13 protein-coding genes are annotated in these 16,916 nt (G+C 71.8%); 8 read left to right on the plus strand and 5 right to left on the minus strand.

Annotated features, from left to right (window positions below; all coding sequences use genetic code 11):
- The first annotated feature begins 112 nt into the window (after positions 1–112).
- The gene (locus K7I03_RS21945; protein WP_185944970.1) at positions 113–2,734 is read left to right on the plus strand and encodes a valine--tRNA ligase; all 2,622 of its coding nucleotides are present in this window, start codon (positions 113–115) and stop codon (positions 2,732–2,734) included.
- 326 nt (positions 2,735–3,060) lie between these two features.
- Here the strand turns inward: K7I03_RS21945 and K7I03_RS21950 are convergent, their stop codons facing one another.
- The 5 genes from K7I03_RS21950 to K7I03_RS21970 all read right to left on the minus strand — a co-directional run bounded on the left by K7I03_RS21950 (position 3,061) and on the right by K7I03_RS21970 (position 9,081).
- Positions 3,061–4,257 carry a hypothetical protein gene (locus K7I03_RS21950; protein WP_185944971.1) on the minus strand — a complete coding sequence of 399 codons (1,197 nt, stop codon included), beginning with the start codon at positions 4,255–4,257 and terminating at the stop codon, positions 3,061–3,063.
- 127 nt (positions 4,258–4,384) lie between these two features.
- Positions 4,385–5,749, minus strand: a complete 1,365-nt coding sequence (locus K7I03_RS21955; protein ID WP_185944972.1) for a glycosyltransferase — start codon at positions 5,747–5,749, stop codon at positions 4,385–4,387.
- Positions 5,750–5,800: 51 nt separating this feature from the next.
- A complete protein-coding gene (gene wecB / locus K7I03_RS21960; RefSeq protein WP_224347151.1) occupies positions 5,801–6,928 on the minus strand; it encodes a non-hydrolyzing UDP-N-acetylglucosamine 2-epimerase in 1,128 nt (375 codons plus the stop codon).
- A gap of 330 nt (positions 6,929–7,258) precedes the next feature.
- The gene (locus K7I03_RS21965) at positions 7,259–7,939 is read right to left on the minus strand and encodes a response regulator transcription factor (protein WP_185946252.1); all 681 of its coding nucleotides are present in this window, start codon (positions 7,937–7,939) and stop codon (positions 7,259–7,261) included.
- Complete coding sequence (locus K7I03_RS21970; RefSeq protein ID WP_185946251.1) at positions 7,936–9,081, minus strand: PAS domain-containing sensor histidine kinase; 1,146 nt, start codon at positions 9,079–9,081, stop codon at positions 7,936–7,938. The genes K7I03_RS21965 and K7I03_RS21970 overlap by 4 nt, the downstream gene beginning before the upstream one ends.
- Positions 9,082–9,243: 162 nt before the next feature.
- Here K7I03_RS21970 and folC point away from each other — a divergent pair, with 162 nt between their 5' ends.
- From folC to mrdA, 7 genes are all read left to right on the plus strand, one after another.
- Positions 9,244–10,794, plus strand: coding sequence for a bifunctional tetrahydrofolate synthase/dihydrofolate synthase (gene folC, locus K7I03_RS21975; RefSeq protein WP_185946250.1), 1,551 nt, complete (start codon positions 9,244–9,246; stop codon positions 10,792–10,794).
- 2 nt (positions 10,795–10,796) lie between these two features.
- Positions 10,797–11,138, plus strand: a complete 342-nt coding sequence (locus tag K7I03_RS21980) for a DUF4233 domain-containing protein (RefSeq protein ID WP_185946249.1) — start codon at positions 10,797–10,799, stop codon at positions 11,136–11,138.
- Between the two features lie 106 nt (positions 11,139–11,244).
- Positions 11,245–11,658: a nucleoside-diphosphate kinase gene (gene ndk, locus K7I03_RS21985; protein WP_152262634.1), complete on the plus strand. Its 414-nt coding sequence runs from the start codon at positions 11,245–11,247 to the stop codon at positions 11,656–11,658.
- A gap of 283 nt (positions 11,659–11,941) precedes the next feature.
- Positions 11,942–12,961, plus strand: coding sequence for a rod shape-determining protein (locus K7I03_RS21990; protein ID WP_004950903.1), 1,020 nt, complete (start codon positions 11,942–11,944; stop codon positions 12,959–12,961).
- A 126-nt stretch (positions 12,962–13,087) separates the two neighbouring features.
- Entirely contained in the window at positions 13,088–14,020 is a 933-nt protein-coding gene (mreC, locus tag K7I03_RS21995) for a rod shape-determining protein MreC (RefSeq protein WP_185946248.1), read from the plus strand.
- Between the two features lie 10 nt (positions 14,021–14,030).
- Positions 14,031–14,714, plus strand: coding sequence for a rod shape-determining protein MreD (mreD, locus tag K7I03_RS22000; RefSeq protein ID WP_185946253.1), 684 nt, complete (start codon positions 14,031–14,033; stop codon positions 14,712–14,714).
- 52 nt (positions 14,715–14,766) lie between these two features.
- A complete protein-coding gene (mrdA, locus tag K7I03_RS22005) occupies positions 14,767–16,911 on the plus strand; it encodes a penicillin-binding protein 2 (protein WP_185946247.1) in 2,145 nt (714 codons plus the stop codon).
- Positions 16,912–16,916: the final 5 nt, after the last annotated feature.

Below are 16,916 nucleotides of genomic sequence, written 5' to 3' on the forward strand. Positions count from 1 at the left end.
GGGTGCGGCGTTTGCGTCAGTTTCCCCCGACGCCTCTCAGGGTCCGGTTCCGGGTCATGTCAGGGGCAAACGGGTTCGTGGCGGACCGCCCGGGCCCCGTAGAATTTCCCCCGTGACCGAGAACACTCAGCAGCAACACGACAGCGTCCCCGAACTGCCGACCCAGTACGCGCCGGCCGAAGTAGAGGGGCCGCTGTACGAGCGCTGGGTAGAGCGGGGCTACTTCACGGCCGACGCGACGAGCGACAAGAAGCCGTACACGATCGTCATCCCCCCGCCCAACGTCACCGGCTCGCTCCACCTGGGCCACGCCTTCCAGCACACGCTGATGGACGCCCTCACCCGCCGCAAGCGGATGCAGGGTTACGAGGCGCTGTGGCTGCCGGGCATGGACCACGCCGGCATCGCCACGCAGAACAAGGTCGAGCAGCAGCTCGCCGAGGAGGGCAAGTCCCGCCACGACCTCGGCCGGGAGGCGTTCACCGAGCGCGTCTGGCAGTGGAAGGAGGAGTACGGCGGGAAGATCCTCGGCCAGATGCGCCGGCTCGGCGACGGCGTCGACTGGTCGCGCGAGCGCTTCACCATGGACGAGGGCCTGTCCAAGGCCGTCCAGACGATCTTCAAGAAGCTCTACGACGACGAGCTGATCTACCGCGCCGAGCGCATCATCAACTGGTGCCCCCGCTGCCTCACGGCCATCTCGGACATCGAGGTGGAGTACCAGGAGGACGACGGCGAGCTCGTCTCCATCCGGTACGGCGAGGGCGAGGAGTCGCTGGTCGTCGCCACCACCCGCGCCGAGACGATGCTGGGTGACACGGCCGTCGCCGTCCACCCGGAGGACGAGCGGTACGCGCACCTCGTCGGCAAGCAGATCAAGCTGCCGCTGACGGACCGCACGATCCCCGTCGTCGCGGACACGCACGTCGACCCGGAGTTCGGCACCGGCGCCGTCAAGGTGACCCCGGCGCACGACCCCAACGACTTCGCCATCGGCCAGCGTCACGGTCTGCCGTCGATGACGGTCATGGACGAGCACGGCGTCATCACCGTGCACGGCCCGTTCCTCGGCCTGGACCGCTTCGAGGCGCGCTCGGCGATCGTCGGCGCGCTGCGCGAGCAGGGCCGGATCGTCGCCGAGAAGCGCCCGTACGTCCACTCCGTCGGCCACTGCTCCCGGTGCCGCACGACCGTCGAGCCGCGGCTGTCGATGCAGTGGTGGGTCAAGGTCGGCCCGCTGGCGCAGGCCGCCGGCGACGCCGTCCGCGACGGCCGGGTGAAGATCCACCCGGAGGACATGTCGAAGCGCTACTTCGACTGGGTCGACAACATGCACGACTGGTGCATCTCGCGCCAGCTGTGGTGGGGCCACCGCATCCCGGTCTGGTACGGCCCCGAGGGCCAGGTCGTCTGCGTCGGCCCGGACGAGGAGCCGCCGTCCGGCGAGGGCTGGCACCAGGACACCGACGTCCTCGACACCTGGTTCTCCTCCGGCCTCTGGCCGTTCTCCACGCTCGGCTGGCCGGAGAAGACGCCGGACCTGGCGAAGTTCTACGCCACCGACGTCCTGCTCACCGGCCACGACATCATCTTCTTCTGGGTCGCCCGGATGATGATGTTCGGCCTCTACGCGATGGACGGCGTCGCGCCGTTCCACACCATCGCCCTCACCGGCCTGGTCCGCGACGAGCGCGGCAAGAAGATGTCCAAGTCCTTCGGGAACGTGGTCGATCCGCTGGACTGGATGGACGCGTACGGCTCCGACGCCGTCCGTTTCACCCTGGCCAAGGGCGCCAACCCCGGTACCGACGTGCCGATCGGCGAGGACTGGGTCCAGGCGTCCCGCAACTTCGCCAACAAGATCTGGAACGCGACGCGGTTCGCGCTGATGAACGGCGCGACGGTCGAGGGCGAACTCCCCGCGGGCGAGGAGCTGTCGGCCACCGACCGGTGGATCCTCTCCCGGCTGAACGCGACCGTCGCCGAGGTGGACGCGTACTACGAGGACTACCAGTTCGCCAAGGTGTCGGACACCCTCTACCACTTCGCGTGGGACGAGGTCTTCGACTGGTACGTCGAGCTGTCCAAGACCACGTTCATGGGCGGCGGCGAGCAGGCGAAGGTGTCGGCGCGCGTCCTCGGCGAGGTCCTGGACGTCACCCTCAAGCTGCTCCACCCGATCGTCCCCTTCGTCACCGAGGCGCTGTGGACGACACTCACCGGCAAGGAGTCGCTCGTCGTCGCCGACTGGCCGACGGACAGCGGGTTCCGGGACGCGGCGGCCGAGGCGGAGATCGAGAACCTCCAGCAGGTGATCACCGAGGTCCGGCGCTTCCGCGCCGACCAGGGGCTCCAGCCGGGGCAGCGGGTGCCGGCGCGGCTCGGCCTGTCCGGTACCGCCCTTGCCGCGCACGAGGGTGCGATCCGGCAGCTGCTGCGTCTGCAGCCGGAGGGTGAGGGGTTCCAGGCGACCGCGAACCTCACCATCGGCGGGGCGACGGTCTCCCTGGACCTGTCCGGGACGATCGACGTCGAGGCGGAGCGGAAGCGGCTTGCCAAGGCGTTGGCGGCGGCGGAGAAGGAGAAGTCTCAGGCGACGGCCAAGCTTGGGAACGAGGCGTTCCTGGCGAAGGCGGCCGAAGCGGCCGTCGAGAAGATTCGTACGCGGCTTGCGAAGGCTGAGGCTGACATCGAGCGGATCGGGGCTCAGCTGGACGCGCTGCCGGGCGCGTAAGCGTTGGGGGTTCGCCCCCCCGGCCGGGGCGGGATGGGGGTTGCCCCTGTCCCTCCCCCCAGAGGGGGCACCCCCATTCGCCGTTTCCTGGGGGCTGCGCCCCCAGACCCCCCGCTTGTCGCGGCTTCGCCGCTCGTCCTCAAACTCCCCCAGAGGGGGTACCCCCAACGGGCTGAATCGTGCGCCCGGGCGCACGATTCAGCCCGTCCGGCGTTTGAGGACAACCGCGCGGAGCGCGGTTTCGGGGGTGCGGGGGCTGGCCCCCGCAGGAAACTGGGGGCACCTCCCAGCGGTAGCTGGGGGAGAAAGGGCGGGTCCGGGGCACCTCACCGCGACCACGGTCGCGACCGCCCCGGATCCCACATCGGCCCCCACGGCCCCTCGACGGGCTCGTCGTGCAGCTCGGCGCGATCGGGCGAGCGGCGCCGCCGGTCACGCACCGGTGCGAACAGGACGTACGCCGTCGAGACGACGACGAACGCCAGCCGGATCAAGCCCCGCGCCGCATCGTCGTGGACGACGAACACGCTCCCGTACAGCGCCACCAACGCCAGCCAGCTCCACAGCGGCACCAGCCGCCGCTGCCCGCACACGTCCCACAGCAGCGTGCCGAGCAGCACGGACGCCGTGTAGTACGTGTAGACGCTCGGGTCGAGGACGATGCGCGCGTTGGCGCCCAGGAGGACGACCGCCGCCCAGCGGCCGCGCCAGACGGCGACGGTGCCGAGGAAGAGGCCGAGGGCGGCCTGGGCCGGGCGGGCCCAGCTCGGGGTTTCGGGGTCGTTGGCGCCGAGCCAGCGCAGCGCGGACGCCGGGTTGTTGGGGATGGTGAACTCGGCGGCGGCGAAGGACTGTGCGTCGACGAGGAAGAACGGCACCCAGGCGACGGCGACCAGGCCGGCGCACCAGAGCCCGGCCCGCAGCCAGCGTTCCTTCGGGAGGGCGAGCAGCAGTGGGAGGAAGGCCAGCGCGGTGGGCTTGGAGTCCAGGGCGAGGGCCATCCAGATGCCGGTGGCCGCCGCGTCGCAGCGCGTCATGGAGCGGACGGCCAGGGCGGTGAAGAACAGCGCCAGGACGTCGTCGAGATGGGCGAAGCGGACCGAGACCTCGATCCACATCGGGATGAAGGCCAGTCCGGCGATGAGGACGCGCCGCCGCAGCCGCTGGTGGTTGGTGCCGGTGCCCAGGAAGTGCCGGGCGGCGCTGCGCCCGGTGAGCACCAGGACGACCAGGCCGAGCACCGACATGAACGCCTCGGCGAGGACCTGCCCGACCTCGGCGGGGAAGGGGTTGAACAGCCCGGCCACCAGGAAGCTGATGGGCCCCATCTGGAGCTCGGGGTGGCGGGCGTAGAGGTTGAGGCCGCCGTCGCCCGACGAGCCGTCGTAGATCAGTTCGCCGCCTGTGCGCAGGTAGTGCCAGGAGAAACCGCCGCTCGGTTCCACGACCACGAACCAGAGCGCGGCCCACGCGGTGAGCAGCAACAAGTGTGTCCGCGTGCTGAGTTCCGGTATCCGCACCATGCTCCCGTTCCGTCACCCGGCCGCCGTCGGCGCCGGGCACAAGTGTCACCGGCGGTCAGAGGGCGGACGGGACCCGGAGGTTCCGGGTCCGGGGCGGATGTGAGCGACGGAACAGGGAGCGGGGGTGTCAGGCCTCGATGGCCACCGGGCCCGAGTCCGTCGCCTCCGCGTTGCGGCGGGTCTTGGCCCAGCCGTTGCGGCCGCGCAGCATCCGGACGAAGCCGCGGGCCGACGCCGGGAAGAGGTGGTAGGCGTACAGCCACAGAGCCAGGCCCCACAGCAGGGCGGTGAGCAGCGAGCGGTCGTCGGCGCGGTCGCGGCGGTAGACCGGTCCCCACAGCACGAACGGCAGCACGGAGACGACGGCCAGCGCGAGGACCAGCGGCCACAGCGCCAGCATCCCGCCGAACGCCGCGCCGGGGCCGTCCTCGGCCGCGGTCAGGCCCAGCAGCGCGAACATCAGCGCGCACAGCGCGAGCGTCACCAGGTGGGCGACCGGCTGGAGGAAGGTGTAGAGGGTCTCCAGGATGCCCCGGCCGCCGTAGTGCCGCGAGGAGATGATGCGCGGCGCGTAGCGGACGCACTGGAGGTTGCCCTGCGCCCAGCGGGTGCGCTGGGTGAGGAACCGGCGGCCGTGCGGCAGCCCTTCCTGGGAGACCCAGGTGTCGGCGAGGTGGTTGATCCGGTCACCGGTGAGGATCATGTGCAGGCCCAGCTCGTAGTCCTCCAGCAGGGCGCCGCGCTTCCAGGGCCGCCGCTCGGCCGCGGCTATCCGGTCGAGCGAGGCGAGCCGGGTGAACTGGCCGTTGCCGCCGAGGCCGACGGAGCCGGTGCGGGCCCGGAGCAGCTGCATCCCGGCGTTGGAGACGGAGAACTCCATGTCCTGCATGCGCACCAGCAGGCGCGCGAAGGCGTTCCGCACCCGGCCGCGGCCGGGCAGCGGGCGCTCGTCCTCGGTGTTCCGCATCCGGACGCTGACCTGGACGCCGCCGGTCTCGGGGTCGCCGAAGCCCTGCGGGCCGCTGACGACGTTCAGGGCGTTCGGGTCCAGCTGTCCGTCGGCGTCGACGACGCAGACGACGATCCGCTCGCGGTCGGTGTCCCGGGAGAGGAACTGGTTCAGCTCGTCGTACGCGGCGTTGAGCGCCGCGCCCTTGCCCTGCCGGGCCTCCGGGCGGTGCCGGCGCACGAGGTGGACGCGGCGGTCGCGCTCGGCGAGCTCGGCGACGATCGCGCCGGTGCGGTCGTCGCTGTCGTCGTCGATGACCCAGACGTGCGCGCGGGGATGGTCGGCGCGCAGCCGGCCGACGGTCGTCGCGACGACGGCCTCCTCGTCCCGGCAGGGGACGAAGAAGTGCCAGTCGAAGGCGTTCGGGTCACCGTGCTCGGCGAGCGGGCGGCGGGTGTAGGCGTGGCGGGCGCCGGCCCAGTAGAGGAGGAAGCAGGCGAGGAGGAAGAAGGGGAATATGAGGAAGAAGGGGTTCTGGAACACGCGGAGTCCTGGTGGGGCGGGGGAGCGGGCGGCGGCGGTGGGGGCGTGCGCTTACGCCGCCAGGCGCACCGGCGTGGCGATCCCGGCCAGCAGGGCCGTGATCCGCTCCGAGGCGAGGCCGTCGCCGAACGGGCTGGGCAGCGCGGCGAGCCGGGCCAACCCCTCGGGGCCCTCCGCGAGCCGCCGGCGCGCGGCCGCGCCGATCGCCGGGCCCGGAACGACCAGTTCCGCGAAGTCGGTCATCGCCTCCGGCCGCTCCGTGGAGCGCCGGACGACCACCAGCGGGCGGCCGAGGACCGTGCACTCCTCCTGAATGCCGCCGGAGTCGGACACCAGCAGCGCCGCGTGCCGGGCCAGCGCCAGGAACTCGGAGTAACCGAGCGGCGCGGTCACCGTCAGCGGCGCGAGCAGGCCGGAGAGGCCGGCCGCCTCGATCCGGGCGCGGGTGCGCGGGTGCAGCGGCAGCAGGACCGGGCGGTCGTCCGTGACCAGCGCGGCGAGCTCGGTGAGGACCGCGCGCAGGGCGGCGGGGTCGTCGGTGTTCTCCGGGCGGTGCACGGTGGCGAGCACGTAGCCGTCGGCGGTCAGGCCGTGCGCGCGCAGGAGGGCGGCGCGCTCGTCGGCGGCCGGGAGCTGGTTGCGGACGGCCTCGACGACGGTGTTGCCGGTGACCGCGATCCGGGCGTCCTCCAGGCCCTCGGCGAGGAGGTGGGCCCGGTTGTCCTCGGTGGCCGCGCAGAGCACGTCCGCGATGCGGTCGATGAGGACGCGGTTGTGCTCCTCGGGCATGTTCCGGTCGTGGCTGCGCAGGCCGGCCTCGACATGCACCAGCGGGATGCCCCGGGCGTTCGCGGCCAGCGCGCCGGCCAGGGCGGCGTTGGTGTCGCCCTGGACGACGACGGCGAGCGGCGGCTCGGCGGTGAACAGCTCGTCGAGCTGCTCCAGGGCCGCGGAGATCTGCACGGCGCGGGGCTTGCCGCCGACGCCGGTGAGGAGGGTGGGCTCGGGGAGCCCCAGCTCGGTCAGGAAGCGGCCGGAGAGGTTCTCGTCGTAGTGCTGGCCGGTGTGGATGAGGTGGGCGGCGGGGCCGAGGAGACGGGCCAGGTCCGTGAGCTTGATGAGTTCGGGGCGGGTGCCGAGGACTATGGCGATGCTGCGGCGGGGGAGGGGCGCGGGCACGGGCTCTCCTGAGGCTGCGGTGACGAGGGCAGCCTCGAGATTGGGGTGGGTCGGTTGCGCCCCCGGATGAGCTCCGGTTGCTCGACGGTTGCGGGTTCAGGTCGGGACTTTCGTCCCGGGAGGTTGCCCCGGCCCCGCCCTTTCACCGTTTCTTGCAGGGGCTGCGCCCCCGCACCCCCGAAGCGCCCTGCGGGCGCTGTCCTCAAACGCCGGACGGGCTGATTCCAGCCCGTCCGGCGTTTGAGGACGAGCGGCGGAGCCGCGACAAGGGGGTCTGGGGCGCAGCCCCAGGAAGCGGCGAAGGGGCGGGACCGGGGCGCACCCCCCGCCCTACGTCCGGTACCGGTACCCCAGCCCCCGCACGGCCTCCACCGGATCCGCCGCCTCGTCCCCCGCCGCCTGCCGCAGCTTGCGCCGCAACCGCAGGACGGCGAACTTCACGCGTTCGCGGCCCGTGGCCGCGTGGTCGTCCCAGACGCGGTCGAGGAGCTGCTCGGTGGTGATGACGCGGCCGCGGTTGCGGACGAGGATCTGGAGGAGGCGGTACTCGATGTCGCTGAGGCGGGCCTCCTGGCCCTGCCAGACGGCGGAGCGGCGTTCGGGGACGAGGCGGAGGCCGTCGTCGAAGGACTCGCCGGCCCAGCGGGCGGGGGCGGCGCGGCGGAGCAGGGCCTCGACGCGGGCGAGGAGCTCCTCGTTGCCGAAGGGCTTGGGGAGGTAGTCGTCGGCGCCGGAGCGCAGGCCGCGTACGCGGTCGGTTTCGGCGCCGCGTGCGGTGAGCAGGAGGACGGGGAGGTCGCTGAGGTCGCGGGTGCGTTCCAGGACCTCCCAGCCGTCGAGCTCGGGCAGCCCGATGTCGAGGATCACCAGGGCGGGCCGTTCGGCGAAGAGGAGCCGTAGTGCCTCGCGGCCGTCGTCGGCGGGGATCACGGTGTGGCCGGCGCGTTCGAGCAGGACGCGCAGGGCGAGGGCGAGGTCGGGGTCGTCCTCGACGACGAGGATGCGGGTCACGGTACGTCCTCCTCGATCACGCCCGGCGGGCCCGCGACCGGGAGGACGACGCGGAAGACCGCGCCCTCGCCCTCCGTACCGCCCGCGGTGAGCGTGCCGCCGTGCAGTTCGACGAGGGTGCGGCCGATGGCCAGGCCGAGGCCGGTGCCGGGGTAGCCGCCGGAGCGGGCGTTGGCGGCGCGGACGAAGCCGGTGAAGATCTCCTCGCGGGCGGCCTCGGGTATGCCGATGCCGGTGTCGGCGACCTCGATCTCCCAGTGGTCGCCGTGCGGCGCGGCGGTGACGGTGATCCGGCCGTCGGGCGGGGTGAACTTGGCGGCGTTCTCCAGCAGGTTCCCGAGGACGTGCCGGAGGCGGTGGCGGTCGCCGCGCAGCGGGGGTCCGGGGGTGCAGTGCAGGGTGGTGAAGACCGGTCCCGGGCCGCCCGACGGGACGCAGAGGGACTCCAGGACGGCGTCGCGCAGCATGTCCGGCACGTCCACCCAGCCGAACTCCAGCTCCGGCCCGGTGGCCCGCATCCGGGTGGTGAACAGCAGGTCGGCGATGACCCGCTGCATTCGTTCGCCGTTGCGGCGGATGGCGTCCGCGAAGGCCCGCTGCTGGTCGGTGAGGGGGCCGAACGCCGGGTCGACGAGGAGCTCGCCGAAGCTGATGACGGTGGTGAGCGGGGTGCGGAGCTCGTGGGAGGCGGCGGCGGTGAAGGCGTTGCGCTGCCGGGCCAGCTCGGTCAGGGCGACGTTGTCCCGTTCGAGATCGTGTTCGCGGCGTTTGCGGTCGGTGATGTCGGTGAAGAACCAGAGGGCGCCGAGGTAGGTGCCGCCGTGACGCAGGGGCTCCACCTCGCGGCGGACGATGCGCCCGTCGGCGAGCGGGATCTCGGCTTCCCGGTGGACGGGCCGGCGGGCCAGGATCTCGCCGGGGCTGCCGGTGCCGGTGTAGCCGGGGGCGAAGTGGGCGCGGACGAGGGGGACGACCGGGCGCATCGGGGCGCCGCGGGAGAGGTCGACCCGCCCTTCGAGATCGAACATGCGGGCGAAGCGGCGGTTGACGGCGAGGATCTCGTCGGCGGGGCTCTGCAGCAGGGCGCCGGCGGGCAGGGCCTCCAGGACGGCCTGGAGCAGATCACGGTCCTCGGAGGCCATGTTTCTCACCCGCTCCCACGGACGTCCCCGGCGAATCCCTCCGCAATCCAACGAAATCCGCACTAAAACCGTAGGGCAAAGCGGAACATAACGCTCCCGCAGCGCCGCCCGCCCCCCGGCCCCTGCCCCGGCGCACCGTCCCGGCTCCGTAGACTGGGCGGCGTGAGCGAGCGCCCCCAGAACGACGACCACGACGACCTCGGCGAGAAGAGATCCGGCGGACCCGACGGTGCCGACCGTTTCGAGGAGATCGTCGACGCCGAGACCACCCGAGACCCCGACCTGGCGGTGATCGAGGCCGGCAGCCGCACCCTGCGCGCCCAGGCCGGCCCGCCGCAGGGCGACGGCATCCCCGCGCGCCCCGCCGACCCCGAGGTCGAGCGGGCGCTGCGCGAGGTGGAGGCCGAGCTCGCGGGCCGCTGGGGCGAGACCAAGCTCGATCCGTCGCTGGAGCGCATCCGGAAGCTGATGGACGTCCTGGGCCAGCCCCAGCACGCGTACCCGTCCATCCACATCACCGGCACCAACGGCAAGACCAGCACCGCCCGCATGATCGAGGCCCTGCTGAGCGCCTTCGACCTGCGCACCGGCCGCTACACCAGCCCGCACGTGCAGACCTACCTGGAGCGGATCAGCCTGGACGGCGCGCCGATCAGCGCCGAGCGGTTCGTCGAGACGTACCGGGACATCGAGCCCTATGTGCGGATGGTCGACGAGCGCGAGGAATTCCGCCTCTCCTTCTTCGAGGTGCTCACCGGCATGGCCTTCGCCGCCTTCGCCGACGCCCCGGTGGACGTCGCGGTGGTCGAGGTCGGCATGGGCGGCACCTGGGACGCGACCAACGTCGTGGACGGCACGGTCGCCGTGGTCACGCCGATAAGCCTCGACCACACCGACCGCCTCGGCTCGACGCCCGGGGAGATCGCCCTGGAGAAGGCCGGGATCATCAAGCAGGACGCCACCGTCGTCCTCGCCCAGCAGCCGGTGGACGCCGCCCAGGCGCTGCTCAAGCGCGCCGTCGAGGTGGACGCCACGGTCGCCCGCGAGGGCATGGAGTTCGGCGTCGTCGCCCGCGAGGTCGCGGTCGGCGGCCAGCTCCTCACCCTGCGCGGCCTCGGCGGCGAGTACCCCGAGGTCTTCCTCCCGCTGTACGGCGCCCACCAGGCGCACAACGCCGCCGTGGCGCTGGCGGCGGTCGAGGCGTTCTTCGGCATCGGCTCTCAGCACGCCCGCACCCTGGACCTCGACGTGGTCCGCCGCGCCTTCGCCTCCGTCACCTCGCCGGGCCGGATGGAGGTCGTCCGCCGCAGCCCCACGGTCGTCCTGGACGCCGCCCACAACCCGGCGGGCGCCCGGGCCGCGGCCGAGACGGTCACCGAGGCGTTCGGCTTCAGCAGGCTGATCGGCGTCGTGGGCACCAGCGCCGACAAGGACGTGCGTGGGGTGCTGGAGGCGTTCGAGCCGGTCTTCGCCGAGATCGTCGTCACCCGCAACTCCACCGACCGCTCGATGGACGTCGACGAGCTGGCCGCGCTCGCCGTCGAGGTCTTCGGCGAGGAGCGGGTCCAGGTGGAGCCGCGGCTGGACGACGCCCTGGAGGCGGCGATCACGCTCGCCGAGGAGGAGGGCGAGTACGCCGGCGCCGGCGTACTGGTGACCGGCTCGGTCTTCACGGTGGGCGACGCCCGCCTGCTGCTGCTCGGGAGGGACTGACCATGCGGACGCTGTGCGCGAGCACCCTGATCGGTGAATTCTTCATCATCGGCTTCGCCGGGCTGGTGGCCATGAAGGACGAGGACCTGTCCACCGGGACGGTCTGGGCGGTCAGCGGGACGGCGATGCTGCTCAGCGTGGTGCTGTGCGGGATGATCACCCGTCCCGGCGGGGTGCAGCTCGGCTGGCTGCTCCAGGTCGGGCTGGTCGCGAGCGGCTTCGTGGTGCCGCTGATGTTCGCCCTGGGGCTGGTCTTCGGCGCCCTGTGGTGGGCGTCGGTGCACTTCGGCCGGAAGATCGACGCGGCGAAGGCGCGGTTCGCGGCGGAGGCCGAGGCGTCGTAGCGGTACGCGTCACCGCGGGGCGGCCGGCCCGTACCGGGTGACGGCGGGCCCCCGCACCCCTGTACCCTCTGGCCCCACACACACGATCTTCGCAAGGAGCCGCAGTATGAGCCAGCGCACCCTCGTCCTCCTCAAGCCCGACGCGGTCGCCCGCAAGCTCGTGGGCGAGATCATCGCCCGCATCGAGCGGAAGGCGAACTGGACGATCAGCGCGCTGGAGCTGCGCACCCTGGACCGTGCCGTCCTCGAACAGCACTACGCCGAGCACGTCGGCCGTGACTTCTACGAGCCGCTGATGGGCTTTATGTCCTCCGGTCCGGTCGTCGCCATGGTCGTCGAGGGCGAGCGCGTCATCGAGGGCGTCCGGGCGCTGGCGGGACCGACCGACCCGATTTCGGCCGCCCCGGGTTCCATCCGTGGTGACTTCGGCACCATCACGCGCGAGAACCTCATCCATGCCTCGGACTCGGTGGAGTCCGCCGAGCGGGAAATCAAGATTTTCTTTCCCGACCACGGCTGATACCGGATCAGGCCGGCTCCCATTCTGATCAGGGGCGACCGATTTCTTTTCGGTCGCCCTCTGACATATGCGTGGCGATCGGGGGAACCTCTCACTCCGACACGACGTCACCATTACCGGGGAGGGCTCGCGTTCCGCCGACAATGGCGGAGCAGCTGTCGCGTCGCTTTCCGTCGGCGAGACTACGATGAGAGCTTCCGCGCCCCGCAGCGCACCACCTGCCGACCTCACGTAAGCAATCGCTCAAGCTGGGAAGGCCAGACGTATCCTCATGGGGAACAACATGTCGTTCATCGGCCGTGACATGGCTGTCGACCTCGGGACTGCCAACACGCTGGTGTACGTCAGAGGCCGCGGGATCGTCCTCAACGAACCGTCCGTCGTCGCCATCAATACGAACACGGGCGGCATCCTGGCGGTCGGCGCCGAGGCGAAGAAGATGATCGGGCGCACGCCCGGCAACATCGTGGCGGTCCGCCCCCTGAAGGACGGCGTCATCGCCGACTTCGAGATCACCGAGCGGATGCTCCGCTACTTCATCCTCAAAATCCACAAGCGCCGCTGGATGGCCCGCCCGCGCGTGGTCGTCTGCGTCCCCTCCGGCATCACCGGCGTCGAGCGGCGCGCGGTGATCGAGGCCAGCACCCAGGCCGGCGCCCGGCAGGTGCACATCATCGAGGAGCCCATGGCCGCCGCGATCGGCTCGGGCCTCCCGGTCCACGAGGCCACCGGCAACATGGTCGTCGACATCGGCGGCGGCACCACCGAGGTCGCGGTGATCTCCCTCGGCGGCATCGTCACCGCGCAGTCGATCCGGGTCGCGGGCGACGAGCTGGACAACGCGATCATCCAGCACATCAAGAAGGAGTACAGCCTCCTGCTGGGCGAGCGCACCGCCGAGCAGATCAAGATCACTATCGGGTCGGCCTACGACCTGGAGCAGGACGAGCACACCGAGATCCGCGGCCGGGACCTGGTCAGCGGTCTGCCCAAGACCGTCGTCATCTCCGCCGCCGAGGTCCGCAAGGCCATCGAGGAACCGGTCAACTCCATCGTCGACGCGGTGAAGACCACCCTCGACAAGTGCCCGCCCGAGCTCTCCGGCGATGTCATGGACCGCGGCATCGTGCTCACCGGCGGCGGCGCCCTGCTGCGCGGCCTGGACGAGCGGCTGCGCCGCGAGACCGGCATGCCGATCCACATCGCCGAGGACCCGCTGGACTCCGTCGCGCTCGGCTCCGGCAAGTGCGTGGAGGAGTTCGAGGCCCTCCAGCAGGTGCTGGACGCACAGCCCCGCAGGTGACCCGCCCCCGGCACCGCCGCCCGGCGGAAACAACCTGATATACAGGCAGAACGCTGCTGCCGGTGACCGGCGTCCGCCCGGCCCGCCGGTCACAGGAGACCCGACGAGAAGGGCATGCCGCCGCACGTGAGGGACACACGAGAGAGCCGGCTGCTGTTGGTACTGCTGATCGCCGTCGCGTTCGCGCTGATCACGGTCGACATCCGGGGCGGCGACCGGTCCCCGCTCGACGGCGCCCGGCGCGCCGCCGCCACCGCCTTCGGGCCGGTGGAGAAGGGCGTCGCCGGGATCGTCGACCCGGTCGCCGACGCGGTCGCCGCCGTCCGTGACTCGGGCGGCCGCAGCGACCGGATCACCCGGCTGGAGCGCGAGAACACCGCCCTCAAGCAGCGGCTCGGCAGCGACGACCGCAACAACGCCCGGGTCCGCGAGCTCGACAAGATGCTCGGCACCGCCGGGCGCGGACAGTACGGCATCAAGGGCGCCCAGGTCATCGCCATAGGAGCGGCCCAGGGCTTCTCCTGGACCGTCACCATCGACCTCGGCAGCAACGACGGCGTCAAGCGCGACATGACCGTCCTCAACGGGGACGGGCTCGTCGGCCGCGTCACCACCGTCGGCCCGTCCACCTCGACCGTCCTCCTCGTCACCGACCCCAAGTTCACCGTCGGCACCCGGCTGGAGAAGAGTGGCGAGATCGGTTTCGCGGGCGGTCAGGGGGACAGCAGCCTGCGCGTGGAGCTGCTCAACGGCAAGGCCGCCGTCCGCCCCGGCGACCGCCTGGTCACCTTCGGGTCCAGCAAGGACAAGCCGTTCGTGCCCGGCGTCCCCGTCGGCGAGGTCGTCCGCGTCGAGCCCTCCGGGGGCCGGCTCACCCGCACCCTCCAGGTGCGGCCCTTCGTCGGGTTCAGCAAGCTCGACCTGGTCGGCGTCGTCGTCGAACCGCCCAAGGCCGACCCGCGCGACAGCGTGCTGCCGCCCAAGCCCGAGGCCTCCAAGCCCACGCCCACGGTGACCGTCACGGCCACCCCGACGCCGAGCGCCGAACCCAGGGACTGACCCCATGCCCATGCGCCTGAACCGGATCCTGCTCTCGACCGCGCTGGTGGTGGTGGCCCTCGTCCTCCAGGTGAGCGTCTTCGCCCGGCTCCATCTGCCCGGCGCCGTCCCCGACCTGCTGCTCCTCGTCGTCGTCGCCCTCGGCCTGGTCTACGGGCACACCGGCGGTGCCCTGGTCGGCTTCGGCGCGGGCCTGCTCGCCGACCTCGCCCCGCCCGCCGACCACGCGACCGGCCGCTACGCGCTGGTGCTGTGCGTCGTCGGCTACCTGGTCGGCCTCGCCCGGCCGGAGACCGGGCGGCTGCGCTCGGCCACCGTGCCGCTGCTCGTCGTCCTCGGCGCGGCCGTCGTCTCCACCCTGCTCTACGCGGGCGTCGGCGCCCTGGTCGGGGACACCGCCGCCCGGCACGTCGGCCTCACCGGGCTGCTGCTCACCGCCGCCCTCTACGACCTGCTGCTGGCGCCCTTCACCGTGCCGCTGATCATGGCGCTGGCCCGGCGGGCCGAGAACGACCCGCTCACCGGCGAGGGCGCCACCGCCGTCGCGGCCGGCGAGGGCGCGTACGGCCGCATGTCCGGCCTGGGCGGACGCGGGCGCGGCAAGGGGCTGGGCGGCCTTCAGGTCCGCGGAACGCGGCTGTCACGGGGGGCGCGGGGGTCGCGGAGCAAGTGGAAGGGCGGCAAGCACCTGTGACAGCCGATCCGTTCGCGCGCCGCCGGCCGGACCGATCCCGAGGAGCCGCCCGGTGAGCAACATCCCCGAGACCGGCCGGACCTCCCGGATCACCATCCGGCTGGTCGTCATCCAGATCCTCGTCGTCTCGCTCCTGCTGACGCTGGGCGGACGCCTCTGGTACCTGCAGATCCGCAACGGCGACGAATACACCGCCGAGGCGGCCAGCAACCACATCCAGCAGGTCATCGTCCCCGCCACCCGCGGCTCGATCCTGGACGCGCGCGGCATCCCGCTCGCCGACAACCAGACGCGGCTGGTCGTCTCGGCCGACCGCACCGACCTGATGAAGATGAGGGACAAGGGCAAGGGTGTCCTCACCCGGCTCGCCGGGGTGCTCGGGCTGAAGCCGGAGGACGTGGCGGCCAAGGTGCGGCTGTGCGACGCCAAGACGCCCAAGCCCTGCTGGGCCGGCTCGCCCTACCAGCCGATCCCCATCACCGACGAGGCCACCACCCAGCAGGCCCTGCAGATCCGTGAGCGCGCCGAGGACTTCCCCGGCATCACCGCCGAGCCGATGGCCGTCCGCCGCTACCCCGGCCCCGGCGGCTCCAACACCGCCCAGGTGCTGGGTTATCTGTCGCCCGTCACCGACGACGAGATCACCCAGGCCAAGGACTCCCGCACCCCGCTGATGCGCTCCGACGAGATCGGCCGGAACGGGCTGGAGCGGCAGTACGACTCCGAGCTGCGCGGCCGGGCCGGCGTCACCCGGTACGAGGTCGACAACCTCGGCCGGGTCATCGGCAAGGCCAGGAGCGACCGGGCCGAGCCCGGCTCCAACGTCGTCACCAGCATCGACGCCCGTGTGCAGGCCATAGCGGAACGGGAGTTGGACCAGGCGATGAAGGACGCCCGGCAGGAGATGGACCGCAACACCGGTACCACCTACAAGGCCGACGCGGGCGCCGTCGTCGTCATGGAGTCCAAGACCGGCCGGGTGGTGGCCATGGCCTCCAACCCGACCTACGACCCCAACGCCTGGGTGGGCGGCATCTCCGCCAGGGACTACCAGGCGCTGACCGGCAAGGACTCCGACTATCCGCTGCTCAACCGGGCCATCCAGGGGCAGGCGGCCCCCGGCTCGGTGTTCAAGGTCATCTCCGCCACGGCGGCCGTCAACGCGGGGTACTCCTTCACCGACAAATACAACTGTTCGAGCTCGTACAACATCGGTCACCAGGTCTTCAAGAACTTCGAGTCCAAGGGGTACGGCCCGATCGACCTCGGCCGGGCCCTGGAGGTCTCCTGCGACACCGTCTTCTACGACCTGGCCTACCGGCAGTGGCAGAAGGACGGCGGCAACAACCCCAAGCACCCCAAGGACTGGTTCTACCGGACCGCCCACGACTTCGGTCTCGGCAAGCCCACCGGCATCGACCTGCCCAACGAGGTCCGCGGCCGGGTCCCGGACCGCGACTGGAAGAAGCGGTACTGGGAGGCCAACAAGGACACCTGGTGCAAACAGGGCCAGGGGGCGGGGAAGGGCGACTACGCGGCCGAGATCGCCAAGGAGAACTGCGAGTCGTTCGCCCGCATGCGCGCCGGTGACTCCGTCAACTACTCCATCGGGCAGGGCGACACCCTCGTCACCCCCATCCAGATGGCCACCATCTACGCGGCCATCAGCAACGGCGGCACCCTCCACGACCCCACCGTCGGCAAGGCGATCGTCAGCCCCGACGGCAAGCGGATCCGCGAGATCCGGCCGAAGGCGCACGGGAAGCTGCCCTTCGACGGGAAGACCCGCGACCAGCTCGACGCCGCGCTGGCCGGCGTCGCCACCCAGGGCAGCGCCGCCTGGCGCTTCCAGGGCTGGCCGCAGAAGGAGATCCCGATGCATGCCAAGACCGGCACCGCCGAGGTCGCCGGCAAGCAGACGACGTCCTGGTTCGCCACGTACACCAAGGACTTCACCATCGTCATGACGATCTCCCAGGGCGGCACCGGCTCCGGCGCCTCCGGACCGGCCGTCCGCAAGATCTACAACGCCCTGTACGGGGTGGACGAACAGGGGAAGGTCGACGCCAAGAAGGCGCTCCTGCCGCGGCCCGAGGCCGGCCTGCCGAAGATCGACAAGGACGGCAGCATCGTCGCCGCGCACATCGACCCGCCGCCGTCCGAGCCCGCCCGCAAGGAAGAGAAGCAGGAAGAGTGAGCGAC

Source organism: Streptomyces mobaraensis (genome assembly GCF_020099395.1).
In the GTDB taxonomy this organism is placed as follows: Bacteria; Actinomycetota; Actinomycetes; order Streptomycetales; family Streptomycetaceae; genus Streptomyces.